The following is a 23,942-nucleotide window of genomic DNA, read 5'->3' as shown; positions in this document are numbered from 1 at the left end:
TATATGCTTGGCTTAATCACCGTAAATGACACTCGGTAACCAAGTGGCTAACTCTGGGTAAATGGCTAATAGCACCAACATGGCAACTTGAATCAAGATAAAAGGGACAACGCCTTTATAGATTGATTGAGTTTTCAGTTCTGGCGGTGCTACACCTCGTAAATAAAATAGTGCAAAACCAAATGGTGGTGTTAGGAAAGATGTCTGCAAGTTAATTGCCATCATGATACCTAACCAAACGGGATCTAACCCCATTGCTAATAAAACCGGTGCAACAATAGGCACCACAACAAAGGTAATCTCGATAAAGTCTAAGATAAAGCCTAATAGGAACATGACTAACATGACAATTAGCATGGCACTAAAGACACCACCTGGTAATTGGCTAAAGAAGTTATGAATTAACTCTTCGCCACCAAATCCTCTAAAGACAAGGGAGAATAGTGACGCCCCGATCAGGATTAAAAATACCATTGAAGTAACGCGTGTAGTGGAGTAAACCACTTCTTTTAAGGTAGTAAGGTTTAAACGACCACTGGCTAGTGCCAAGATTGCTGCACCAAAAGCACCGACACCAGCAGCTTCTGTTGGCGTCGCAATACCTGTCAAAATAGAACCTAGTACCGCTAAGATAAGGGTCAATGGTGGCACCAAGCCTTTTATCAGAAGAATATATACTGGCTCTGTAGAGCCTGCTAATAATTCATCCTTAGGCACTGCTGGGGCTTTGTGAGGCTGTAACCAAGCCACAATTGCCACATATAAAATGTAGGCAACTACTAATAGTAAGCCTGGAATCAAGGCACCAACAAAGAGGTCGCCTACTGATACGGTTTTAGGAGAAAAAATGCCCATTTCCAATTGTGCTTTTTGGAAAGCATTGGACATAACATCGCCTAAAAGTACTAGTGCAATAGAAGGTGGGATGATTTGACCAAGTGTCCCTGTTGCACAGATTGTGCCTGCGGCAAGAGATGGATCATAACCGCGACGTAACATGGTAGGTAATGAGATCATCCCCATGGTAACAACCGTCGCACCTACTATCCCTGTACTCGCTGCGAGTAGCATACCCACTAGAATCACAGAAATTCCCAAGCCACCACGCAAAGTACCAAATAGCATTGCCATACTATCTAGTAGTTTTTCGGCAAGCTTAGACTTTTCTAACAAGACGCCCATAAGGACGAATAAAGGCACCGCAATCAGGGTTTCATTACGAATAATGCCAAATAGGCGATTAGGCAGAGCTTCTAAGAAAACGGGGTCGAAGGTTCCCATCATGCTGCCAAGGCCAGCAAAAATTAATGCTGTACCAGCTAATGAGAAGGCAACAGGGTAGCCAAAGAGTAAAAAGATACAAACAGCCCCAAAGAGCCAGAGTGGAATTAACTCAGTCATTTTGAGGTCCTTGTGTTGATTCAGAAGAGAGTTGGCCTGTAATTATGCCTATGCTCTTAAATATGTCGGCAAGGCCTTGAATAATGAGGGTAATCATCATTAAAGGTATCAAGGTTTTTAATAAGTAAACGAAAGGTAGGCCGCCAGGTTCTTGTGATGTTTCCATGACTCTCCAAGATGCAGAGACATAATCAAAACTCAAGTAACTGGTATAAAGGGTGACAGGTAAAAGGAAGAGAACTCCTCCTACTAGGTTTACCCACGCTTTTTTCTTATCACTAAAACCGCGATAGAAAACATCTACACGCACATGTTCATCTGACTTAAAGGTGTAGGCGGCGCCTAACATAAAGACTAACGCGTGTAGGTAAAGTACTGACTCTTGTAAAGCAATAGAGCCGGCATTAAAGCCATAACGCATGACAACGATAAGGCAGGTTAGCGCCATCATTCCTAAAGTAAGCCAGGCAACGCACTTACCTATCACAGAAGAAAGCGACTCAGCTAGGTCGATTATTATTTTTAGCATGATCAAAGTCCACAGACTGTTTGTTATGTATTGATTTAAGACGTATTTTCGCCTTTGAGGCTCAAGTTTATGGGATTTCAAATGCCAAATACACAGTAAGTGTTAATTAGATCAAGGATTTATCTTAATAAGAAAAATAGCTGCACATAACAAATGTGACAAAGGGCGTAATAAAAGATGCTTTTATGACACTGATAAAGACGCTTTAATTTAATAAAAAGCGTTTTTTTGAAAAAAAAGTTAAAAATATTTATTTATAACTATCTGATATATATGAGATTTATTGCTAATAAACAAAAAACTTGAATACAAATTTAGGAGCCTGTCTGGCTTTAACATTTTTGTCACATTCCCTCGCTATAGTATCAATCATCAAACAAGATATGGGAATTACCCCATGAATTTGGATGTAACCACTGAGGCTATTGTAATGATGAAAAATTTAGTTGCCGGTCTAGCTCTTACTGCTGCCGCAAGTTTATCTGTAAGTGCTGTTGCTGCTGTTGATCCAATGCTGCCTTCATATAATAAGGCAAGCGGTGTTTCTGGCAACATTTCAAGTGTTGGTTCGGACACACTGGCAAACCTAATGACACTTTGGGCGGAAGATTTTAAACGTTTATACCCAAATGTTAACATTCAAATTCAGGCTGCAGGTTCTTCTACTGCGCCACCAGCACTAACTGAAGGTACTTCAAACTTCGGCCCAATGAGCCGTACTATGAAGGACAAAGAAGTTGCTGCTTTCGAAAAGAAATATGGCTACAAGCCAACAGCGATTCCAGTAGCAATCGATGCTCTTGCGGTTTTTGTACACAAAGATAACCCAATTAAAGGCCTATCTTTGCCACAAATCGATGCTATCTTCTCTTCTACACGTAAAGGTGGATACAACCAAGATATCACTAACTGGGGTGCAACAGGCCTAACTGGTGCTTGGGCTAACCGCGACGTTCAATTGTTCGGTCGTAACTCAGTATCAGGTACATACGGTTACTTTAAAAAGAAAGCGCTTTTCAAAGGTGACTACAAAAACAGTGTAAATGAGCAGCCAGGTTCAGCATCTGTTGTACAGTCTGTATCAACATCTTTGAACGGTATCGGTTACTCTGGTATCGGTTATAAAACATCTTCTGTACGCGCTATCCCACTAGCGAAAAAAGAAGGCGGTAAGTTCATAGAAGCGACGCCTCTAAATGCTGCGAAAGGTTCTTACCCACTATCACGTTTCCTATACGTTTACGTGAACAAGGCTCCAAACAAGCCTCTTGATCCACTACAACGTGAATTCGTTAAAATGGTATTGTCTCAACTTGGTCAAGAAGTTGTAGTAAAAGATGGTTATGTACCACTACCTAGCAAGGTTGCTAACAAGTACTTGAGCGATCTAGGCATTCAATAACATTTGAATGGTACAGCAAGATCATAAGCAGGAAAGATTAGTCTTTCCTGCTTTTCTTATGCTTGCTGTTGTCACAAATATGCAACAAATTACAAGATGATTTCTGATGAGTAAAACAACAGACCGTCAAGCCCCAGATTTGGATTTCAACAGCCCAGCTTTGCTACGCCACAGAAAAGTGAGACGAGCAAAAGACAAGGCTGCTACAGCCGGTATCGCAATAGGTGGAAGCAGCGTTATTCTTGCTGTACTACTGATTTGTTTTTACCTTTTATATGAAGTTGCGCCACTTTTTGCAGGTGCTGAAATCGAAGCGGAAGCCGTGTATAGCCTGCCGCACCAAGAAAGTGGTGCTAGCCATTACTTAACGGTTGAAGAGCAAAATGAAGTTGCCATGCGTGTTGCCCAAGACGGCAGCATTATCTTTTTTGATAACTTAAACGGCGATGTTATCAAACAAGTAAAAAGCACGGTTGCAGCGGATATGACAGCCTTTGCGATTGAAGATGATACCAGTCGTATTATGGCGCTAGCTTATGACAATGGTCAGCTTGTAATTGCTCAACATAACTACAAAATTACTTACCCAGATGGCAAACGAAAAATTACTCCGTTAGTTGAGTATCCATTTGGTGAGCAAGCGATTGATGCTGCTGACTTTCCCATTAAACAAGTCGCGATTAGAAACGGTGAAGAAGCCTTAACACTTGTTGTTATTGGTGATACTCAAAGCCGTATCGTTAAGCTTGAAAAAGACGTTAACTTTATCACTGAAGAAGTGGAGCTAACCGAACTTCAAGCCGAGCTACCTTTTATTGATAATGCAACCTCTTTGCTTATCAGTGGTGATCAAAGATATCTATATATAGCCACTCAGTCAGGTGCTATGACAGAGCTTGATTTACGTGATATTGATAATATCCGTATTAAGGCTCAGCATCAGCTTACCGAAGAAGGTAAGGATTTAACTTCAATGAGCTACTTACTGGGTCAATCATCTATCATGGTGTCTGACGCAAGCGGTAAAGTGAGCCAATGGTTTAATGTTCGTGATGAAGATAACGTTGAAAACCTAACCTTTATTCGTGATGTTACTCAGCCTGTTGGCATTATCGATGTGGCGATGGAACAGCGTCGTAAAGGCTTCGCTACACTAGATACCCGTGGTGTTGTTGCGATTTATAATGCTACCTCTTCACGCCAAGTAATTAATGAAAAGTTGAGTGATGAGACAGCGACTAACATTGCTTTCTCTCCAAGAGCGAATGGTTTACTGCTAGAAGACAGCCAAGGTATCCGCTTCTTCAAAATTGATAATGAGCACCCTGAAGTATCATGGGGATCATTATGGTCTGAAATCTGGTACGAAGGTTATCAAGAGCCAACTTATACTTGGCAGTCATCTGCTGCTAACAATGACTTTGAGCCTAAATACAGCTTGATGCCACTTGCGTTTGGTACGTTAAAAGCGGCGTTTTATGCCATGGTTATGGCTGTGCCGTTAGCTATCTGTGGTGCTATCTATACGGCTTACTTTATGGCGCCTGGTCTTCGCCGTAAGGTGAAACCAGTAATCGAGCTTATGGAAGCCCTACCAACGGTTATTCTTGGTTTCTTGGCGGGTTTGTTCTTTGCGCCTTTCCTTGAAGAAAACCTAGCTGCAGCCTTCAGTATTCTTGTGGTGTTACCTATAGGTATCCTGCTATTTGCTTATATCTGGTCTCGTTTACCGAATCAGATTCGTTGGTTATTACCTGATGGATGGCAACCAATACTCTTGATCCCTGTGATCATTTTCTTAGGTTGGGCATGTGTCGCCATGAGTCCTGTGATTGAGCTGAACTTCTTTGCGGGTGATATGCGTGGTTGGATCACTAATGACCTAGGTATTACGTTTGACCAAAGAAACGCTTTAGTTGTTGGTTTCGCTATGGGCTTCGCGGTTATCCCAACAATCTTCTCTATTACTGAAGATGCCATATTCAGCGTACCTAAAGCACTGACTCAAGGGTCATTAGCATTGGGTGCAACTTACTGGCAAACCATGGTTCGTGTGGTACTACCAACAGCGAGCCCAGGTATCTTCTCTGCCATTATGATAGGTATGGGTCGTGCTGTCGGTGAGACAATGATAGTACTGATGGCAACGGGTAATACACCGATTATGGATTTCAACATCTTCGAAGGTATGCGTACTCTAGCGGCCAACTTAGCGGTTGAAGTACCTGAATCAGAAGTTGATAGCTCACATTATCGCATCTTGTTCTTGGCAGCATTTGTGCTCTTCTTGTTTACCTTTGTGGTTAACACGATTGCAGAAACTGTGCGCCAACATTTACGTAAAAAATACGGTTCTCTGTAACTTATAGTGAGCAAGAGTATGACAAGTATTAAAGAGAAAAAAATGCAAAAACCATCCGTTTCAAATTGGTTTAAGTCCGGTGATCCATGGGTATGGCTAAATGCTGGTGCCGTGGCAATATCTGTGATCATGGTAATTGGATTATTACTTCTTATCGCTGTACGTGGTTTAGGCCACTTCTGGCCAGCTGATATTGTTGAAGCTAGATATGAAGTACCAGGTCAACCTGCTTACAAGCTAGTTGCAGAAAGAGTAGAAAGCCTGGAAGTACCTGCTGTACAAGTGAGAGAAGCTGGTATTGAAATTAGCGAAGATAAAGAGATTGTTTCTCGTACGCTAATGAAAACAGGTAACCGTGATATTTACGGTTCTGACTTTCGTTGGGTAATTGATGATTTCCTAACGGAAGTAACAAAACCTGAAATGCTATTTGCTGCTGAAAGACATGAATGGGGTAACCTTTATGGTTACCTGCAAGCAGTGAAAGAAAATGGCACCGTGATTGCTGAAACGCAAGATAAGCAAGCAACTGACAGTGCGTTAGCGACTTGGGAAAGCTTTGAGAAAAGCATCGAAAGAGCGTTAGTGATCCATGAAGACATCTATCAGATTGAAAAACATGACATAGGTGCGATTAACCATGGTTTAGAGCGTTTACGTTTAAAGCAACGTTCTTTAGAGCTTAATGATGAGCTAACACCAGCAATCTTAGCTGACCTAGATGCTGATAGAGCAGTATTTGATCAAGAGTATAAAGTGCTGCAAGAGCGTTTGATTACACTTTACGGTGAAATCAATCGTGATACTTTCGTAGTAGAAGCGATGGACGGCACTATTAGTGAGTTACAGGTTGCTAAAGTGGTTCGTGCTTTTAGACCTAATGCGATGAATGTCTTTGATAAAATTGGTTTCTACGGCGCTAAGCTATGGGAATTCTTATCTGATGATCCTCGTGAAGCAAATACTGAAGGCGGTGTATTCCCAGCTATCTTTGGTACCATCATGATGGTATTACTGATGACTATCTTGGTAACACCTTTTGGCGTTGTTGCAGCGGTTTACCTAAGAGAATATGCGAGCCAAGGTTGGTTAACACGCGTGATTCGTATCGCTGTAAACAACCTAGCTGGTGTACCTTCAATCGTATACGGTGTATTCGGTTTAGGTTTCTTCATCTACTTTATGGGTTCTTCGATAGACCAAGCTTTCTTCCCAGAAGCTCTACCTTCACCAACATTTGGTACTGGTGGCTTGATGTGGGCGTCAATTACCTTGGCCCTGCTAACGGTTCCTGTGGTAATTGTTGCAACAGAAGAAGGTTTATCTCGTATTCCTAGAAACGTCCGTGAAGGTAGTTTGGCTTTGGGTGCGACCAAAGCAGAGACACTATGGCGTGTTGTTTTACCTATGGCTAGCCCAGCTATCATGACTGGTGTCATCCTAGCAGTTGCGCGTGCCGCAGGTGAGGTTGCACCACTTATGCTTGTTGGTGTTGTTAAATTGGCGCCATCTTTACCGTTAGATGGTAACTACCCATTTATTCACCTAGATCAAAAATTCATGCACCTTGGTTTCCATATCTATGATGTGGGTTTCCAAAGTCCAAATGTTGAAGCGGCAAGACCACTTGTCTATGCCACAGCCCTATTGTTAGTGATAGTAATTGCTCTATTAAACTTAGCAGCTGTTACCATTCGAAATCACTTACGTGAAAAATATAAATCGCTGGAAATGTAGATAGCAGAGAAGAGACGATTATGAGCGAAATGAAAGCACACTCAATTGATATTTCGGCGATGCAGCGTAGCCAACAGACTTTGCGTATCGAAAATGAAACTCCTTGTTTAACTGTGAACAACTTAGAACTTTTCTATGGTGATAAGCAGGCGTTGAATGGGATTGATATGATCATCCCAGAAAAGAAGGTAACTGCGTTTATCGGACCATCTGGTTGCGGTAAATCGACCTTATTACGTTGCTTTAACCGTATGAATGACCTAGTTGATACTTGCCGTATTACCGGTGAGATCAATCTACATGATACAAATATTTATGCGAAAGGAACTGAGGTTGCTGAGCTGCGCCGCCGTGTAGGCATGGTATTCCAAAAGCCTAACCCTTTCCCGAAAAGCATTTATGAAAACGTTGCTTACGGACTTCGTATTCAAGGGATTAACAAAAAGCGCATTCTTGATGAAACTGTTGAGTGGGCATTACGTTCTGCAGCCCTTTGGGATGAAGTAAAAGATAGACTACATGAAAGTGCTTTAGGTATGTCTGGTGGTCAACAGCAGCGTTTGGTTATTGCACGTACCGTTGCTGTAAAACCTGAGGTTCTTTTATTGGATGAGCCTGCGTCTGCGTTGGACCCAATCTCAACCCTGAAAATTGAAGAATTGATCCATGAGTTGAAAGAAGAGTTCACCATCGCAATTGTAACTCACAACATGCAACAGGCGGCTCGTGTCTCTGACTATACTGCTTTCATGTATATGGGTGACCTGATTGAATTTGGGGATACTAATACCTTGTTTACTAACCCAAGTAAGCAACAAACAGAAGATTATATTACTGGTCGTTACGGCTAGCTCTGTCGATAAGGAAGAAGATCATGAAAGAACTAATGACACACCATATATCGCAGCAGTTTAATACTGAGCTTGAAGATTTACGCCAACACTTTCTAACTATGGGTGGCGTGGTTGAGAAGCAAGTAAGTGATGCGATTGAAGCCTTACTAAACAGTAACTCTGAGTTAGCTGAGGACGTACGTGAGCAGGATGCTACGGTTAATAAGCTTGATGAGCTAATTGATGAAGAATGTACACGCATTCTGGCTAAGCGACAGCCTGCTGCCTCTGATTTACGTATGATCTTATCTATCTCAAAAGCGGTAAGTGAACTTGAGCGTATGGGTGATGAAGCTAAGAAGATTGCTAAATTTACCTTATCCTTGATCGAAGAGGGTGAGTCGCCAAGAGGTTATGTTGAGATTAACCGTATAGGTACCATGGTATCTCGCATGATACATGATGCGCTTGATGCGACCGCTCGACTAGATATCGATATGGCGATCAAGGTAGCTAAGCAAGATCGTGTTGTTGATATGGAATATAAAACAGCTTTGCGTTCCCTAGCGACTTATATGATGGAAGACCCACGCAGTATCACTCGTATTCTGAATGTGATCTGGGTACTAAGATCTCTTGAACGTATCGGTGATTATGCGCGTCATGTTTGTCAGCACTTAATCTATATGGTTAAAGGGGTGGACGTTCGTCACGTGCCAGCTCAAGAGATACAGCAAGAAATAGAATAATGCATCCCTGTGTGATGTATTAAGGAAAGGCTCCTAAGTGATTAGGGGCCTTTTTTGTATAGGGATATTTGATTATGATGGCTGGGCTAATTATTTACACCTCTAAAAGGGAAAGGACGGCGCCATGTTTACACTAGAAACAGATCAATCTTCATCTAAACCTGAGTTCTATGAATCTTTGAACTTACAATTAACTGGGTTATTGATGGAAGAAGAGGACATGATTTGTAATCTTTCTCAGTTTGCGGCTTTTCTGATGCAAAGCTTAGAAGAGGTTAACTGGGCTGGTGTTTATTTTGCACGAGGTGAGGAGCTGGTATTGGGGCCTTACGTAGGTAAAGTCGCTTGTACGCGTATTCCTTTTGGTCGTGGTGTATGCGGAACAGCAGCCAGCACTCAAGAAATCCAGAGAATTGCGAATGTCCACGATTTCCCTGGCCACATTGCCTGTGATAGTGCCTCTGAATCTGAAATCGTTTTGCCTATTATGGTTGCGGGTAAGTTGATTGGGGTTTTAGATATTGATAGCCCTATTGCGAATCGTTTTGATGACGAGGATCAAGCTGGCCTTGAAACCTTGTTACGCACTCTTACCCAAGCAACACAATTTGAGTGGCAGTTATAAACGTTCTCTCGTTATCCCCATTAAAGCAAGCTCATCTATGCTTGCTTTCAGTGCTGGGCTGAGGTTATCTAGCTTATCTTTATTAGCATTGAACTCATGCTGTTCATGATTAATACAATGCTCTTCTAGGCTTTTTGCTAACCTTGATAATTGCATAAAGCCTAGATTAGCGGCGGAAGACTTAAGAGAATGGGATTTGATTCGTAAGTCTTTGTGTTGCTCCACATGCCAGTTCTTCTGTAAAAAATGTATGTTCTCTTCTGCATTAGGAACAAACGCCTCAAATACTTCTTTAACCATGGCCAAACCAAGCTGACTTATAAGAAGAGTAATTGTATGTTTATCAATAAGTTCATCCATCTTTCTATCTCATCAAATGAGTAAAACTGATCTTGCTTAGGGTTAGTAAGCTTGACTAGATATAAAGTCTTGATGGGCTAACTCATTTAAAGCATGGCCCATGTTTAAGTGTAAAAGAGGCCCTTTATACAGTGCATGTGCAAGGGCTTTGGTTCGGTTCTGACTCAGGTTAGAGTCGGCCACAAGCTGGCTTCCTGTGTTAACTAATTTTTGTAAATTAATATAGGAGAGGTCATCTAACATGCTGTCATCTCCTATATAAATGTAATGAATCTTTTGTTCAGGAATTTGATTAAGCATTTGAGTATGTAGTGGCGTATTAAGTCCTAACGCATTGGCTTGCATTGCCATTAAGTGAGCCACTGAATCACTCGCTTCTAGAATAATCATATTTTTGTTGGTTAATGATTTAACCAAGGCTTGTGCCGCTTTACCTTCTTGAATCGGGGTAATTTGGTGGTGGAATATGGGCAGTTCCAGAATAAATTCACTGCCACCTGATTCTGGGCTATGACAGCTTAATTCTCCATGCATCAGGTGTGCGAGAGCACGACATAGATAAAGACCTAAGCAGTATTTATTTTCAGGAAAGTTAGGTACCTGGCTATCCAATGGGCTTTGAAGCATCTCCAGAATACTGTCTGATATCCCAATACCTGTGTCCTTGATTACCACCTGAATCATACTGGCAGGTATTTCAGGATACAGACTAGGTCGCCACTGCGGTGCTTTAGTCTGAGACATTCGCACGACTATGCTGATATGCCCAGAAGGGGTGAATTTGAATGAATTATCTATCAGGTTATAAATGATCTGATGTAAGCGGCTATTATCGTAAATGGCTTGGTCTGGCAGCGTTAAATCGATATAACTTAATACTCTCACCGCCTTAGGATTAGATCTCATAGCCGCAAATTTTATGCTCTTTTCTAACTCGTGCGCCAAGCTGAAAGGAGCATAATCTAACACCAAATTATCAGAGGCAATATCAGATAAATCAGAGAAGTCTTTGATTAAGTTTAGTAACAAGGTGCCTGAGTCTTCTATGGTATCTAGAATCTGACATTGCTCGTTATTCAACCCCTTGGTTCTTAATAGCTTACTCATGTTAATCACCCTATCTAATGGGGTATTAATCTCATGGCTCATGGTTGCTAAAAAGTGTGTTTTATCTTGTGCAATGTTCTCGATCTGGTGCTCTGCTTCTTTTGCTTTCATGACCGCAATACGAGTGCTTCTTATATTTGTCATAAGCACTAGAAAGAGGGCGATGGCATTAATAATGAAAATAAGCATTATGTACTTAAATAGCTGAAACTCTTCGAGAATTTGCTCTCTTTGCTCAACTGAATAAGCACGGCTGCTTTGGTTAACCAGGCTGACAAACTTATTTATCTGTGGCTCAAGCAAATGTAGTTTATTAATAAGTTTATCTAGATTTGATAAGTCGTTATTTTCGATCTGAACGATGTTAGGCTGCAGCAACTCTAATTCGGCACTGATAAAGTTTAGGATACGTATACTACGGCCATCACCATAATAGTGAATGCGATTTCCGACGCTGCCGACTTTTAGCAGGTCGATACGGCTCATCAAAAGGTCATAATAAAAGAGTACATCACCAGCCGCTGGTGGATTATCTTTATCTAGGCGTTTGAGGTAATCGACAAAGCGGTAGCTTTGTACTTGGAGTTGCAAGCTAGACCAGATACTACTTTCATAGGTTGTTCTAACATGCTTGGTACTGTTGGAGTTCGCTAAAAAGTAGAGCACAACGGAAGCGATTAGGGTGCAAGAAAAAATCACCAATAAGAAAGACGTGAGACGCTTCATCATGATTGATCTGACGTCTTTCGTTAATCCCTTCACATGCTACTCCTATCCTTGTACCGCTAGCTATTGGTTAACGACTATCTGGTTAACTTGCCAAATAGACTTACCATAATAGGATTCATTTTTAAGTTTTGGCTTATCATCAAAAGGATAGACGATCATGATAGGCCCTTTGTTTCTGACTGTCATAGGTACTCCGTCCATATGAGTCGCAAAGATGGCGCCGACTTCAGTAAAATCTTTAACTGGAATATCTATCATATAGTCATTAAGTGCAATCAGACTTAAGTTTTCACCTTCTACTCCAAGCAAATCGAAAAACTCTTGGGCATTAAAACCTGTATAAGTATGTTTCCCTTCATTCCAAGGTGTGTGAGTGCTGATACTCGATCTAGGTAGTTGATCTAGCATGTAACGGTCAAAAATCGCATTACTGTCTTTATTGGTATTACTAATTAAACCACTGACAGTTAACAGTGTGCGAGTTGAAGGCAGTTCTAATGAGTAAGATACGGAAGAGAAAATTAAGCTAATGAATATTAAGCAAAACTTCAAACTTTGCATGGGGAGTCCCTTCGTAAGGTTAATGATCAATTTACTAATTATACTAGTCTAAAATTATGATTGATTGCAGTAACTATTCAGTAGTTTATGGAATAAAGGTTCTTTTTATTCGGAAAGAGCACAATAATCCAAGAATTTAAGCCGAAGTTGAGCGATAAACTAGCAATATCTAGAAATTAATATTATATATCAATTAGATGGCATAAATTGTATGAAAATTAAAATAAAAAAAAGCCTTCATCTAATCATAAATGAAGGCATCAAAGGGCATTGCAAAATTGTCTAGTTAATGTCGTTTAGTCTCACACACGCAGCTTCATGGGACTCGGTAACATTTTCCAGTTGAGGAATATGCTGAGCACATGCTTCTGTCGCGCTTGGGCAGCGAGTTCTAAAAACACAACCAGACGGTGGGTTAATAGGGGACGGCAAATCGCCGGATAGCAACTGAATCTCTTTTTCTCTTTCCAGTTTTGGATCTGGCACAGGAACTGCGGATAATAAAGCTTTGGTATATGGGTGTTTTGGCGAGTCGTATAAAGAGTGTTTATCTGCAAGCTCAACGGCGTGGCCAAGGTACATAACCAGAACACGGTCTGAAATATGTTTAACCACACTTAAATCATGCGCAATGAAGACTAACGAAAGTCCCATTTCTTTTTGTAGAGACTTAAGTAGATTTACAACTTGTGCTTGGATAGACACATCCAATGCTGATACCGGCTCATCACAAACTACTAGCTTTGGCTCAAGAATAAGCGCGCGAGCAATACCGATACGCTGACATTGGCCGCCAGAGAATTCGTGAGGGTAGCGGTTAATAACGTTTGGTAATAAACCTACCTTGGTCATAATGGCACGAACTTTCTCTTTTACCACATCATCACTTAAGTCTGGTTGAAAGGTCTTAAGTGGTTCCGCAATGATCTCACCTATTGTCATCCTTGGGTTTAAGGAGGCTAATGGATCTTGGAAGATCATTTGTAATTCTTGGCGCTTATCACGCATGTCTTTCTTGTTTAGTTGAGTTAGATCTTGTCCTAACCAAACAACATTGCCTTGAGTGATAGGCAGAAGACGTAATAGGGCACGGGCAAGGGTAGACTTACCGCAACCAGACTCACCTACTACACCAAGGGTTTCCCCTTCATATATTTTAAGGCTCACACCATCTACCGCTTTTAATGGGCGACCCTTCTCCCAAGGCCAAGCATTCTCATTCTTGATATTAAAGTGAACTTTTAAATCATTTACTTCCATTAGGACTTTGTTGTTCATGCTACTAGCTCCTTAATGGATTTGTGACAAGCGCGTAAACCATGGTTTTCACATTGAATAAGCTCAGGTGATTCTGTGCGACACTTATCCGAAGCGTGAACACAACGTTCTTGGAAAGGGCAGCCTTGTGGTAGTTGCAATAAGTTAGGCGGATTACCTGGAATGGTTGCTAGGATTTCCCCTTCCGTATCAAGACGAGGAATCGCTTCTAATAAACCCTGAGTATAAGGATGAGATGGGTGATAGAAGACGTTATCTGTGGTGCCATATTCCATAGTACGACCTGCGTACATAACCAATACTTTGTCACATAAACCCGCAACCACACCCAAGTCATGGGTGATCATAATGATAGAAGTATTAAAATCAGACTTAAGCTCGTTTAGTAGCGTTAGAATCTGAGCTTGTACTGTCACATCAAGCGCTGTGGTTGGCTCGTCTGCAATTAAAAGCTTAGGGCGACACAATAGTGCCATCGCTATCATGACACGCTGACGCATACCACCAGAGAATTCGTGTGGGTACATATTCATACGTTTACGCGCTTCTGGCATTTTCACTGCGTCAAGCATGCGTACAGATTCTTCGAAAGCATCTTTTTTGGTCATACCCTTATGCAGGATCAAGACTTCCATCAACTGCTTACCGACCTTCATATAAGGGTTTAATGAGGTCATAGGGTCTTGGAAAATCATCGCGATTTTCTCTGAACGTATGTGGTTCATTGCGCTTTCTGGCAAACCTAGAATATTCTGGCCTTCAAATAAGGCGTTACCTTCCACCAAGCCGTTGCCTGCAAGTAAGCCCATCAAGGCAAAGGCCGTTTGGCTTTTGCCTGAGCCTGATTCGCCAACAATACCTAAGGTTTCACCTTCAGCTAAGCTGAAATTTAGATTGTTAACCGCAGTGACAGAACCGTCTGGCGTTTTAAAGTTAACGCGTAAGTCTTGGACATCTAATAAGTTCATATAACTCTCCTTAGCGATCTTTAGGGTCTAGTGCGTCGCGCAAACCGTCGCCTAGGAAGTTAAAACAAAACAGGGTAAGAATTAGGAAGGTTAGCGGCCAAGCAAGCTGCCAAATCGCAATCTCCATTGTGCCTGCACCTTCAGAAATAAGTGCACCCCAACTTGTCATTGGCTCTTGAACCCCGAGTCCTAAGAAGCTGATGAAAGACTCTAGAAGAATCATGCCTGGTACGAGTAGGGTGGCATACACCACAACAATACCCAGTAAGTTAGGAATAATATGACGGGTAATGATCTTGAAAGAAGACACACCGCAAGCGTGAGCTGCTTCAATATACTCTTTGTTTTTCAAACTTAATGTTTGTCCACGCACAATACGCGCCATGTCCAACCAAGAAATGGCACCGATAGCGACAAAGATCAAAAAGATGTGACGTCCAAAAATCGTCATCAAGATGATAACGAAGAACATGAATGGGAAAGAGTTAAGTATCTCTAGCGCACGCATCATCACACTATCGATACGGCCACCTAGGTAACCCGATGTAGCTCCATAAAGCGTACCGATAACGATAGCGACAAAACTACCCAGAATACCTACTAACAAAGAAATTTGGCCTCCTTGCATAGTACGTACAAAAATATCTCGGCCTAAAACGTCAGTACCAAAATAGTGGCCTGTTTCAAAGCTAGGACGACCTAGCGTTTCAATATCAGACAGGGCTTCCCAGTCGATATCCTCATAACTCCACACACTTAGAAAAGGGCCTACTAGTGCGAGTAGCGCAATGATTCCAAGAATAATTAAACTGATTACCGCGGCGTGGTTTGACAGAAAGCGGCGTCTAGCATCTTGCCATAAACTACGGCCTTCAATTTCAGTCACTTGTTGAGCGAAATCTTCTACGGCCTCGATTTTATCTTTAGTTAACATCATGATTGAGTGCCTTAATAACGAATTTTTGGATCAATAACCGCGTACAAAATATCGACAACGGCATTAAATAAAATAGTAAGCGAGCCAACTAAAATAGTGACACCCATAACCATTGAGTAGTCACGGTTTAGTGCACCATTAATGAAATGCTGGCCAATACCACCGGTACCAAAATACACATCCACAATCACGGAACCTGTAATAATGCCGACAAACGCAGGCCCTAAATAAGAGATAACAGGTAACATGGTAGGGCGTAGTGCATGCTGCAAAATAATGCGATAAGCAGGTAGGCCTTTCGCTCTAGCGGTACGAATAAAGTTTGAGTGCATGGTTTCTATCATGCTGCCACGGGTGATGCGGGCAATTTGTGCAATATAGCTGGTCGACATAGCGATGACTGGCATCACAAGGTAAGGCCAAGCGCCATCATTCCAACCACCTGCGGGTAACCATTTGAGGTAGATGGAGAAAAATAAGATACAAAGAGGAGCTAATACAAAGTTAGGTAGTACGATACCAATATTGGCAAAAGCCATAACAAAGTAATCAACTAATGAGTTTTGTCTTAAAGCTGCATAAATACCACAAGAAACACCGATAACCACGGCAATAATAAAAGACCAGATACCGATTTCAGCGGATACAGGTAAGCTCTGTGCAACTAATTCATTGATAGTAAAATCTTTGTAGCGAAAAGATGGACCTAAGTCACCTTGAAGTACACCGCCAAGATAGTAGAAGAACTGGTTGATAACAGGCTCATCAAGATGGTATTTAGCGTTAATGTTAGCTAAAACCTCAGGCGGCAAAGAGCGTTCGCTTGAAAATGGGCTACCTGGTGCCGAATGCATCAGGAAAAAAGAAACTGTGATAAGTATTAATAAAGTTGGGATAGCTTCAAAAATACGTTTAAAAATAAATGTCAGCATAATAATACCTGATTAGCCTCATGGGCCAAGGTTCCATTGACTAATACTAGGAAAACTAGAAGTTAGAAGAAGTAAGAGAGGTAGCAGGCTCACATCATGTGAGCCTGCTACTAACGCGTTAAGACATCAAACGCTTAGTGAGCAATGATGTACATGTCACGTGTATAGATGTTGTCTTCTGGGTTTGGCTGATAACCGCCAACGTAAGGTTTCTTCATACGCTTAGTAACATAGGTGTAGATAGGTGCGACAGCCATATCTTGGTTGATCGCAATTTCTTCAGCCTTGTTATAGTTGCTAGCAGGGTTTTGCATTGTTTTAGCTTCGTTCAACAAACGGTCATATTCAGTGTTTGAGTATTTACCATCGTTGTTACCATGAGTCGAAGTTAACAAATCAAGCATAGTAGATGCTTCATTGTAATCACCGATCCAACCGGCACGAGCAACTTGGAAGTCACCTGCTTTTTTCGTTTCTAGGTAAGTTTTCCACTCTTGGTTTTCAAGCGTTACTTCTACACCCAAAGTCTTCTTCCACATAGAGGCAATCGCAATCGCAATACGTTTGTGGCCATCGTTTGTGTTGTAAAGAAGGTTAAAAGTCAGAGGGTTATTTTTGTCATAACCTGCTGATTGAAGTAGTTTTTTCGCTTCAGCTTCACGCTCTTTTTGAGTCATGGTTGCATAAGCAGGTGTTTCTGGATCAAAACCGTTTACGATAGAAGGTGTGAAAGAGTAAGCAGGTTGCTCACCAACACCTGTTACGTATTTAGTGATTACGTCACGGTTGATCGCGAAAGAAAGCGCTTTACGTACTGCTGGGTTGTTATAAGGTTCAACCTGAGTGTTGAACTGGTAGTAGTAAGTACCTAATTGAGGTGTGATGATCACTTCATTTGGAGATTCTTTCTTCAAACGCTTGAAGTGGTCGCTTGGTAGGTTCCAAGTAATATCAACTTCACCCGCTTCATAACGCTTAAGGTCAGCACTGTCATTTTCTAAAGGTAGGAAAGTAACCTTGTTGATAACGGTTTTGTCATTATTCCAGTATTGATCGTTACGAACCATTTCCATTTTTTCGTTTACGATCCAAGAATCTAGCTTGTAAGCACCGTTACTAACCATATTGCCTGGTTTTACCCACTCATCACCGTATTTCTCGATGGTTTTACGAGGTGCAGGGAAAAGAGTTTGGTGTGATGTCATTTTTACGAAGTATGGAACTGGACGCTCTAGTGTTACTTCAAATGTGTAATCGTCTACAGCTTTAACACCTAGGCTTTTCACATCAGCTTTACTATTAATAATTTTAGATGCATTAACAATAGATGGAATTTCAACATACCAAGCGTAAGCAGAGGCAGTCACTGGGTCAACAGCACGCTGGAAGCCAAATACGAAGTCATGAGCAGTAACTGGCTCACCATTAGACCATTTAGCATCTTTACGTAGGTTGAATGTATAAACAGTGTTGTCTGCATTTGTTGTATAGCTAGTAGCAACACCTGGCGTTAGGTTGCCGTCGCCATCAAGGTTGTATAAACCTTCAAAAAGCTCACGAGTACGGTGAGAGCCTGGTGTTCCTTCTACTTTTTGTGGATCAAGTGTTGCAGGTTCTGCGCCACCACCACGAACAAGTTCTTGAACATCGGCTAGCTTAACGCCAGCAGGAACATCGGCAGCTTGAGTTTGTACTGCTCCGAAGGCTACGCTAAGTAACGCACTAGCGAGTAGAGTTTTTTTCAGGTTCATAAAAGGCCCCTTTAGTTAACTTAAGTTATTTATTATTAATGGTGCAATGTCTCTTAGACACTTAGCTTTTTTTTAGATCAGCAAATGTCTGAGTCTTGGATAGTTAACTAATTGGGTAAATGGCTCAATCGAAATTCCGCATTACGCTATACGCATAATAAAGGTTTAATCTAAAAAACGAATAAATAGGCTCATCTAAATCGGTTTGCAAGCGTGATAATTACAGGGAAGTTAGATAAAAATATGATAATGTCTATTTTCTAGAAAATTGATGGAACAAATTTGTGATATTGCAACCTTTTCAAGTAATAGGGGCTTACCTTAAAGCGTTACCTATTCTACTTTCATCTGGATTAAGGCTATTTATTCTGGTGCCTTTATTGGCGAATATGGGCCTGATGGCTCTCTTATATATGGTCGCTTTTAGCTATTTTGGTGATTTAACCGCTTATTTAATGAGTTGGCTTCCAGATTGGCTTTCGTTCTTAAGCTGGCTTTTTTACCTAGGTTTTAGCTTATTAAGTGCTATTAGTTTGTTTTACGCGTTTTCCATTGGCGTCAATATTATCGCAGCACCTTTCAACGGAATCTTGGCTGAAAAGGTAGAAGCTAGATTGTCGGGAGAGACGGTAGAGTCTGATTTAAATTTCCGTCAAATTTGCCTTTTGATTAGCCAAAGCATAGTGCGAGAATTACAAAAAATACTCTACTTTTTGCCTCGCTTTGTACTTTTGTTTATTCTGTCTATGATACCTGTAGTGAACATTATTACGCCTTTCTTATGGCTCTTGTTTGGCGCTTGGGTACTGGCAATACAATATATGGATTACTCGTTTGATAATAACCGAGTATCTTTTGCTGAAATGCGAGTAGGTTTAAGGCAGAAGCCTGTTTTATGCTGGTCTTTTGGCTTCATAGTAATGCTCCTATTACCTATCCCGTTTGTTAATTTTGTGGTCATCCCGTTAGCTGTGGTGGCCTCTACCATTCTTTGGTTTGATTCATTTAAAGCAAGTTATTCAAAGAGTGATAGCCTTGCACAAGATTTTGGAAATAAATAAATGGCTATAAAAATTCTAGTTGTTGATGATGCTTCTTTTACTCGAGATTTGATTCGTCGCACCTTAAAAAAACATTTCCCATCAGCTCAGTTGGAAGAAGCCGTTAACGGACGAAAAGCTCAACAACTTATGAATAAGGTCAAATTTGACATGATCTTATGTGATTGGGAAATGCCTGAAATGACAGGGCTTGAGTTACTTGATTGGTGCCGCCAGCAAGATAATTATAAAAAGGAAAATGTACCTTTTGTCATGATCACCAGTCGTGGTGATAAAGATCATGTGGTTGAAGCGGTTAAAACGGGCGTGACAGATTACCTAGGTAAACCTTTTTCCAGTGAGCAACTGGTAAATAAGATAGTGTCAGCAGCGAAAAAGCATAATTTAGATGGTGCCTTGATGGCCAAAGGTGCTAGAGGCTCAGGTGCTGAAAAAGAAGTATTGGACAGCTTAACAAAAGCGGCAACAGGCTCTGGCACTAAAGGTATGACAAGCCATACTTCTGGTTCTCTAGATGTGCTACTAGGTGGGAAAAGTCCTAAAGCAGCGACTGTCACTAAACCTAAAATTACGCATCCTAAAGTCACGACCAAAGACGTTAAAGTACCTAGCATGGTACGTTTTGCTGGTAAGCAGTTTAGAACCATGGTTATTCAGTTTAGCTGTACCGAAGCCAGTCTTTTGATTAAGAGTGATGATGTTATTCCAAGCGTATTGGATCAAGCCGTATTAGATTTAGAGTTCAAAGGTAAGGTAAACCGCCTGAATTATTATGTTCAAGGTGTGGCAACCACTGAAAAAAAACCAACCTCATCCTTTTTAACTGTGACATTAGGGTTAATTGATCAGGATGCAGAGAAAGAAAGCTTTATCAAAGCCTTGTTTGAAAGCTTGTAGCAAGGTGTTGAGCTTTAAGGGTTAGGCTGATAGATGACTAGATAAAGAAACAGCTAGCCCAAGTTACTTGGACTAGCTTACAAGATTTATGACGCGTCTTGATCTATGGTTTCCAATTCTGGTGGACTTGATTCTCTTACCCGTGTACGAGGGAAATGGCAGGAAAAAGTACTGCCAAAACCAAGCTGGCTACTAATATCTAACTTACTATCGTGGTGGTGCAAGACATGCTTCACAATAGACAGACCTAAGCCAGTACCAGCTGTATCTGACCCTCTTCCTTTATCTACTCTAAAGAAACGTTCTGTTAAGCGAGGGATAAATCTAGGGTCTATCCCTAAGCCATTATCCTGTACGCAGAAAACACCACCTTCTCTATTTACTTGCCAGCTAATATCTATCTCGCCACCATCAGGTGAGTATTTTAAAGCATTCACAACGAGATTAGAGAAGGCACTATAAAGTTCACTGTAACTGCCGAAAATAGCGCTCTCTTCATCTGCATCCCAGCTTAAAAAATGCTCGCTGGTGGTAAATACCTTCGCTGAATCACAAATTACCTGAATAAGATCACTGACATTATGCCATTGGTCAGAGTCTGCTCTTTGGTTACTTTCTAAACGTGAGAGTAACAGTAAGTCTTCGATCAGTAATTCCATGCGATTAGACTGAGTGTTCATATTCACCACGCCTTTTTGCATTCGCTCAGGCAAAGACTCTTTAAACATATCCAGTGTTTCCAGATAGCCCTTAATCACGGTGAGAGGCGTTTTTAGCTCGTGTGAGGCATTGGCAACAAAGTCTTTACGCATTTGCTCAAGCAAGTGCAGACGCGTGACATCACGAACAAAAATGAGGTGGTCATTTTTTGAATAAAGCGTGGTTTGAAACTCTAGAAAAGCCCCTTCTTTAGCAGGTGATTGGATTACCAAAGGGTCACCAAATCGCTTTTGGCTAAAATAGCGGAAAAACTCAGGGGTACGAACAATATTAGTAAGAGGCTGGCTTCTATCTGTTGGTTTAACTAAGCCAAGTAAATCTCCAGCAGAGGTGTTCCACCATTCTAGTCTGCCAGTGTTATCTGCCATGATAACGCCATCTTGTAATGCAGATGTTGAATCTTCAATTCTTGCTAGTGCTTGCTGCATGCGCTTTTTAGACTTTCTTTGTTTCTTTTGCAGTCGGTTAACTGCGTCAAAAACATCCCCCCAAATTCCAGAGGAATCCGGAGGTAGTGAGCGTCCAGAGCGGCGAATCCAGCTATGAAAGCGATAAAGTTCGTAATATTGCCAAGCTAAAAGTCCTAAAGCATATATAAATAGTAAAGGGAAAGTTTGCTCGCTCATTGTGCCAATAAATAGGCAAGTGAAAAAACCAAGTAAAAGTTTAACTGTGGCGCTTTTCCAAACTGTCTTCATATAGTTTTAAGCCAAACGTTTGCTTGAAAATCGATAACCTGTACCTCTAACGGTTTGAATAAGGTAATCATGGCTATCTCCTATCGCCTTACGTAAGCGACGAATGTGTACATCGACAGTTCTTTCTTCAACGTAAACATTCCCTCCCCAAACCTGATCTAACAGTTGAGCTCTAGAGTAAGCTCTTTCTTGGTGAGTGATTAAAAACTTCAATAAACGATATTCAGTTGGGCCCATTTCTAAAGGCTTAGAGCCAATCGAAACTCTTTGGCTTAGAGGGTCAAGTTTTAGACCATCAACCTCAATCGGTTCATCAACACCCTGAGGGTGAGCACGACGTAGTACCGCCTTAAGGCGAGCAACCAACTCTCGTGGTGAAAAAGGCTTGGTGATGTAGTCGTCAGCACCAGCTTCTAATCCTTGAATCTTATTGTCTTCTTCACTTTTTGCGGTAAGCATGATGACAGGAATTTCAGCTGTTAAAGCGTCTTTTTTAAGACGTCGTGTTAGCTCTATCCCACTGCCACCAGGCATCATCCAATCTACAAGGATCAAATCGGGTCTATGGTCCACGATTATCTCGTAGGCGGTACGGCTATTATCCGCTTCAAGGTATTCATAACCAGCCATCTCAAGAGCAATGGCAATCATTTCTCGAATTGATGATTCATCGTCAATTATTAATACTTTTTTACCGGTCACAGGATATATCCTCTTCTCTGGAACGGTTTAATTAAAACGATCAATTGTGACAGTTTAGTTAAAATGTCACAGATGACTTAATTTAGTGTACAAAAAAGCCTGCGATAAAACCTAAAAATACACATAATCCTATGCGGTTATTATCTAAAAATGATTTAAAACAAGCAGATCGCTCTCTTTTTCTTGCTTGCCAAAACTGTTGAAAAAAGAGACCCGCACAGACAAATAAACTTATAAAAAAGAAAGCGCCTAACTCTCTAATTACGCCTACCCAAACTAATAATGACAGGGTGAGCCCTTGTAACAAGAGAATAATAATAAGGTCATATTGAGCAAACAGTATCGCAGTGGACTTGATACCAACCTTAAGATCATCGTTGCGATCGACCATGGCGTAATAGGTGTCATAAGCGATTGTCCAAAACACATTCGCCATAAATAGCATCCAAAGTTCGATATCAGTTAAAGCACCGCCTTGTGCCACATAGGCCATAGGAATCGCCCAAGAAAAGGCTAAGCCGAGAAACAACTGAGGTAAGTGGGTGACCCGTTTCATGAAAGGATATAATGCCGCAAGCCCTAATCCGACAAAGGATAAAAGAATCGTTTTTAGGTCAGTAAAAAGGACAAGAACAAAGCTGATGAGACAGAGTAAAGCAAAGAAACCAAGGGCTTCTTTCTCACTGACTCTACCAGAAGGCAATGGGCGACCTTTGGTTCGCTCAACAAAACCGTCAACTTTACGGTCGGCATAATCATTAATCACACAACCAGCTGAGCGCATAGAAAATACCCCAGCAATAAAGATAATAAGTAAGTGCCAGTCAGGAAAGCCATCAGCCGCTAGCCACAAAGCCCACAAAGTTGGCCACAAGAGTAAGAGGGTGCCGATAGGCTTATCTAGTCTAGCTAACTCTGCTAAAGCAATGACTTTACTCATTATTCTTCCTTTAAATTTAAGAAGGGTTTGATGGCTGGAAAAAAGACTTCGTTGACCAGTATGCCTTGGCCATATTGATAAAAAACAGAACGTCTAGCCCAAGTTGGTTCGTTTATATGGGAAAACAAATTTGCTGGTAGTTGAGAGACTTCTATCTCTCCTCGTGTAAGGCCTTTATGCTTATAAAGAAAGCCTCCAAGAGGTTTGTTGCCTAACTTGGGCAAGTAACGCCAATGGCCTCTTAATGACCTTGCAGGGATGATAGAGCGCGCATAGATAATCGCCTGACCATCTACATTAAGTATTACCTCACGAATACGAGCAGCTTCACGTGCTTTTAAATTAAGCTTTTTTCTTTCTCTTTGGGTGGTTTGGCCCCAAGTGTCCGAAATAACATCAACTGTCAACTTCCCTAGAGTTTGAATCTTAGCGGTCAAGGATCCTTGCTCGGCTAGCCAAGGGAAGATAAAGGCAGGAATATTTTTGCTGTGAGCATGGCTTAACGATGACCAAACATAATCAAACTGTTTGGTCGCTGTGAAGTTTAATCTTGGGTTGCTGTTTGGCTGATCAATCATCGACATCAAAATAAGGATATTGTCCTAATAGTCTAAAAATTTAACCCGAACTGAAGAAAAGAGTGTTTCCTATTGAGCTCTAAGT

The 23,942-nt window shown here is 41.3% G+C and carries 22 protein-coding genes; 8 read left to right on the top strand and 14 right to left on the bottom strand.

From position 1 onward, the window contains the following. Positions 1 to 12: 12 nt before the first annotated feature. Positions 13 to 1,401 carry a TRAP transporter large permease subunit gene (locus TW85_RS01930; RefSeq protein ID WP_046015395.1) on the bottom strand — a complete coding sequence of 463 codons (1,389 nt, stop codon included), beginning with the start codon at positions 1,399 to 1,401 and terminating at the stop codon, positions 13 to 15. Further along, complete coding sequence (locus TW85_RS01925) at positions 1,394 to 1,930, bottom strand: TRAP transporter small permease subunit (RefSeq protein ID WP_046015394.1); 537 nt, start codon at positions 1,928 to 1,930, stop codon at positions 1,394 to 1,396. Before TW85_RS01925 ends, TW85_RS01930 begins: the two co-directional genes overlap by 8 nt. 433 nt (positions 1,931 to 2,363) lie before the next feature. Between TW85_RS01925 and TW85_RS01920 the strand changes: the two genes are divergently transcribed. The 6 genes from TW85_RS01920 to TW85_RS01895 all read left to right on the top strand — a co-directional run bounded on the left by TW85_RS01920 (position 2,364) and on the right by TW85_RS01895 (position 9,638). Continuing rightward, positions 2,364 to 3,332, top strand: a complete 969-nt coding sequence (locus tag TW85_RS01920) for a phosphate ABC transporter substrate-binding protein PstS family protein (protein ID WP_046015874.1) — start codon at positions 2,364 to 2,366, stop codon at positions 3,330 to 3,332. Positions 3,333 to 3,438: 106 nt separating this feature from the next. After that, on the top strand, positions 3,439 to 5,694 hold the full coding sequence (locus TW85_RS01915; RefSeq protein WP_046015393.1) for an ABC transporter permease subunit: 2,256 nt from the start codon (positions 3,439 to 3,441) through the stop codon (positions 5,692 to 5,694). Positions 5,695 to 5,736: 42 nt separating this feature from the next. After that, entirely contained in the window at positions 5,737 to 7,431 is a 1,695-nt protein-coding gene (pstA, locus tag TW85_RS01910) for a phosphate ABC transporter permease PstA (protein ID WP_238326154.1), read from the top strand. Between the two features lie 20 nt (positions 7,432 to 7,451). Beyond that, a complete protein-coding gene (pstB, locus tag TW85_RS01905) occupies positions 7,452 to 8,282 on the top strand; it encodes a phosphate ABC transporter ATP-binding protein PstB (protein WP_046015391.1) in 831 nt (276 codons plus the stop codon). A gap of 23 nt (positions 8,283 to 8,305) precedes the next feature. Then, entirely contained in the window at positions 8,306 to 9,013 is a 708-nt protein-coding gene (phoU, locus tag TW85_RS01900; protein WP_046015390.1) for a phosphate signaling complex protein PhoU, read from the top strand. Positions 9,014 to 9,137: 124 nt separating this feature from the next. Next, positions 9,138 to 9,638, top strand: a complete 501-nt coding sequence (locus TW85_RS01895) for a GAF domain-containing protein (RefSeq protein WP_084616076.1) — start codon at positions 9,138 to 9,140, stop codon at positions 9,636 to 9,638. On the opposite strand, the gene TW85_RS01890 is transcribed toward TW85_RS01895, so the two are convergent. The 8 genes from TW85_RS01890 to TW85_RS01855 all read right to left on the bottom strand — a co-directional run bounded on the left by TW85_RS01890 (position 9,633) and on the right by TW85_RS01855 (position 18,261). Then, the gene (locus TW85_RS01890) at positions 9,633 to 9,998 is read right to left on the bottom strand and encodes an Hpt domain-containing protein (RefSeq protein WP_046015389.1); all 366 of its coding nucleotides are present in this window, start codon (positions 9,996 to 9,998) and stop codon (positions 9,633 to 9,635) included. The two genes, TW85_RS01895 and TW85_RS01890, sit on opposite strands and share 6 nt — an antisense overlap. Before the next feature lie 42 nt (positions 9,999 to 10,040). Continuing rightward, the gene (locus TW85_RS01885) at positions 10,041 to 11,867 is read right to left on the bottom strand and encodes a HAMP domain-containing sensor histidine kinase (RefSeq protein ID WP_046015388.1); all 1,827 of its coding nucleotides are present in this window, start codon (positions 11,865 to 11,867) and stop codon (positions 10,041 to 10,043) included. Positions 11,868 to 11,894: 27 nt separating this feature from the next. Continuing rightward, positions 11,895 to 12,395: a hypothetical protein gene (locus TW85_RS01880; protein WP_046015387.1), complete on the bottom strand. Its 501-nt coding sequence runs from the start codon at positions 12,393 to 12,395 to the stop codon at positions 11,895 to 11,897. A gap of 282 nt (positions 12,396 to 12,677) precedes the next feature. After that, entirely contained in the window at positions 12,678 to 13,673 is a 996-nt protein-coding gene (gene oppF, locus TW85_RS01875) for a murein tripeptide/oligopeptide ABC transporter ATP binding protein OppF (protein WP_046015386.1), read from the bottom strand. Beyond that, positions 13,670 to 14,641, bottom strand: a complete 972-nt coding sequence (oppD, locus tag TW85_RS01870) for an oligopeptide ABC transporter ATP-binding protein OppD (RefSeq protein ID WP_046015385.1) — start codon at positions 14,639 to 14,641, stop codon at positions 13,670 to 13,672. Before oppD ends, oppF begins: the two co-directional genes overlap by 4 nt. A 10-nt stretch (positions 14,642 to 14,651) precedes the next feature. Next, positions 14,652 to 15,578: an oligopeptide ABC transporter permease OppC gene (oppC, locus tag TW85_RS01865; protein WP_046015384.1), complete on the bottom strand. Its 927-nt coding sequence runs from the start codon at positions 15,576 to 15,578 to the stop codon at positions 14,652 to 14,654. An 11-nt stretch (positions 15,579 to 15,589) separates the two neighbouring features. Beyond that, the gene (oppB, locus tag TW85_RS01860; RefSeq protein ID WP_046015383.1) at positions 15,590 to 16,510 is read right to left on the bottom strand and encodes an oligopeptide ABC transporter permease OppB; all 921 of its coding nucleotides are present in this window, start codon (positions 16,508 to 16,510) and stop codon (positions 15,590 to 15,592) included. Between the two features lie 134 nt (positions 16,511 to 16,644). Beyond that, positions 16,645 to 18,261 (bottom strand): ABC transporter substrate-binding protein, encoded by a 1,617-nt coding sequence (locus TW85_RS01855; protein WP_046015382.1) that lies wholly within the window; start codon positions 18,259 to 18,261, stop codon positions 16,645 to 16,647. A 284-nt stretch (positions 18,262 to 18,545) separates the two neighbouring features. On the opposite strand from TW85_RS01855, the gene cysZ reads away from it, so the two are divergent. Together cysZ and TW85_RS01845 are read left to right on the top strand one after the other, a co-directional pair. After that, positions 18,546 to 19,322 (top strand): sulfate transporter CysZ, encoded by a 777-nt coding sequence (gene cysZ / locus TW85_RS01850; RefSeq protein WP_046015381.1) that lies wholly within the window; start codon positions 18,546 to 18,548, stop codon positions 19,320 to 19,322. Next, positions 19,323 to 20,219, top strand: a complete 897-nt coding sequence (locus TW85_RS01845; protein ID WP_046015380.1) for a response regulator — start codon at positions 19,323 to 19,325, stop codon at positions 20,217 to 20,219. It abuts the gene before it with no gap. Positions 20,220 to 20,305: 86 nt separating this feature from the next. Here the strand turns inward: TW85_RS01845 and phoR are convergent, their stop codons facing one another. From phoR to TW85_RS01825, 4 genes are all read right to left on the bottom strand, one after another. Then, positions 20,306 to 21,637, bottom strand: a complete 1,332-nt coding sequence (phoR, locus tag TW85_RS01840; protein WP_046015379.1) for a phosphate regulon sensor histidine kinase PhoR — start codon at positions 21,635 to 21,637, stop codon at positions 20,306 to 20,308. A 6-nt stretch (positions 21,638 to 21,643) separates the two neighbouring features. Beyond that, positions 21,644 to 22,339, bottom strand: a complete 696-nt coding sequence (gene phoB / locus TW85_RS01835) for a phosphate regulon transcriptional regulator PhoB (RefSeq protein ID WP_046015378.1) — start codon at positions 22,337 to 22,339, stop codon at positions 21,644 to 21,646. Positions 22,340 to 22,421: 82 nt separating this feature from the next. Next, positions 22,422 to 23,279 (bottom strand): 4-hydroxybenzoate octaprenyltransferase, encoded by an 858-nt coding sequence (ubiA, locus tag TW85_RS01830; RefSeq protein ID WP_046015377.1) that lies wholly within the window; start codon positions 23,277 to 23,279, stop codon positions 22,422 to 22,424. After that, a complete protein-coding gene (locus TW85_RS01825; RefSeq protein WP_231870378.1) occupies positions 23,279 to 23,863 on the bottom strand; it encodes a chorismate lyase in 585 nt (194 codons plus the stop codon). Before TW85_RS01825 ends, ubiA begins: the two co-directional genes overlap by 1 nt. Between the last annotated feature and the right edge of the window lie 79 nt (positions 23,864 to 23,942).

Source organism: Marinomonas sp. S3726 (assembly GCF_000967665.1).
In the GTDB taxonomy this organism is placed as follows: Bacteria; Pseudomonadota; Gammaproteobacteria; order Pseudomonadales; family Marinomonadaceae; genus Marinomonas.
Note: the sequence above shows the minus strand (reverse complement) of the source record. Positions and strands in the feature narration are given on the sequence as shown.

Excerpts from the sequence above, each read along its gene's own strand:
- TW85_RS01930 (WP_046015395.1), bottom strand. The coding sequence starts at position 1,401 with ATGACTGAGTTAATTCCACTCTGGCTCTTTGGGGCTGTTTGTATCTTT.
- TW85_RS01925 (WP_046015394.1), bottom strand. The coding sequence starts at position 1,930 with ATGCTAAAAATAATAATCGACCTAGCTGAGTCGCTTTCTTCTGTGATA.
- TW85_RS01825 (WP_231870378.1), bottom strand. The coding sequence starts at position 23,863 with ATGTCGATGATTGATCAGCCAAACAGCAACCCAAGATTAAACTTCACA.
- ubiA (WP_046015377.1), bottom strand. The coding sequence starts at position 23,279 with ATGAGTAAAGTCATTGCTTTAGCAGAGTTAGCTAGACTAGATAAGCCT.
- TW85_RS01915 (WP_046015393.1), top strand. The coding sequence starts at position 3,439 with ATGAGTAAAACAACAGACCGTCAAGCCCCAGATTTGGATTTCAACAGC.
- TW85_RS01895 (WP_084616076.1), top strand. The coding sequence starts at position 9,138 with ATGTTTACACTAGAAACAGATCAATCTTCATCTAAACCTGAGTTCTAT.
- oppD (WP_046015385.1), bottom strand. The coding sequence starts at position 14,641 with ATGAACTTATTAGATGTCCAAGACTTACGCGTTAACTTTAAAACGCCA.
- pstB (WP_046015391.1), top strand. The coding sequence starts at position 7,452 with ATGAGCGAAATGAAAGCACACTCAATTGATATTTCGGCGATGCAGCGT.
- phoU (WP_046015390.1), top strand. The coding sequence starts at position 8,306 with ATGAAAGAACTAATGACACACCATATATCGCAGCAGTTTAATACTGAG.
- oppF (WP_046015386.1), bottom strand. The coding sequence starts at position 13,673 with ATGAACAACAAAGTCCTAATGGAAGTAAATGATTTAAAAGTTCACTTT.
- TW85_RS01920 (WP_046015874.1), top strand. The coding sequence starts at position 2,364 with ATGAAAAATTTAGTTGCCGGTCTAGCTCTTACTGCTGCCGCAAGTTTA.
- pstA (WP_238326154.1), top strand. The coding sequence starts at position 5,737 with ATGCAAAAACCATCCGTTTCAAATTGGTTTAAGTCCGGTGATCCATGG.
- TW85_RS01845 (WP_046015380.1), top strand. The coding sequence starts at position 19,323 with ATGGCTATAAAAATTCTAGTTGTTGATGATGCTTCTTTTACTCGAGAT.
- TW85_RS01890 (WP_046015389.1), bottom strand. The coding sequence starts at position 9,998 with ATGGATGAACTTATTGATAAACATACAATTACTCTTCTTATAAGTCAG.
- TW85_RS01880 (WP_046015387.1), bottom strand. The coding sequence starts at position 12,395 with ATGCAAAGTTTGAAGTTTTGCTTAATATTCATTAGCTTAATTTTCTCT.
- TW85_RS01855 (WP_046015382.1), bottom strand. The coding sequence starts at position 18,261 with ATGAACCTGAAAAAAACTCTACTCGCTAGTGCGTTACTTAGCGTAGCC.
- oppC (WP_046015384.1), bottom strand. The coding sequence starts at position 15,578 with ATGATGTTAACTAAAGATAAAATCGAGGCCGTAGAAGATTTCGCTCAA.
- oppB (WP_046015383.1), bottom strand. The coding sequence starts at position 16,510 with ATGCTGACATTTATTTTTAAACGTATTTTTGAAGCTATCCCAACTTTA.
- phoR (WP_046015379.1), bottom strand. The coding sequence starts at position 21,637 with ATGAAGACAGTTTGGAAAAGCGCCACAGTTAAACTTTTACTTGGTTTT.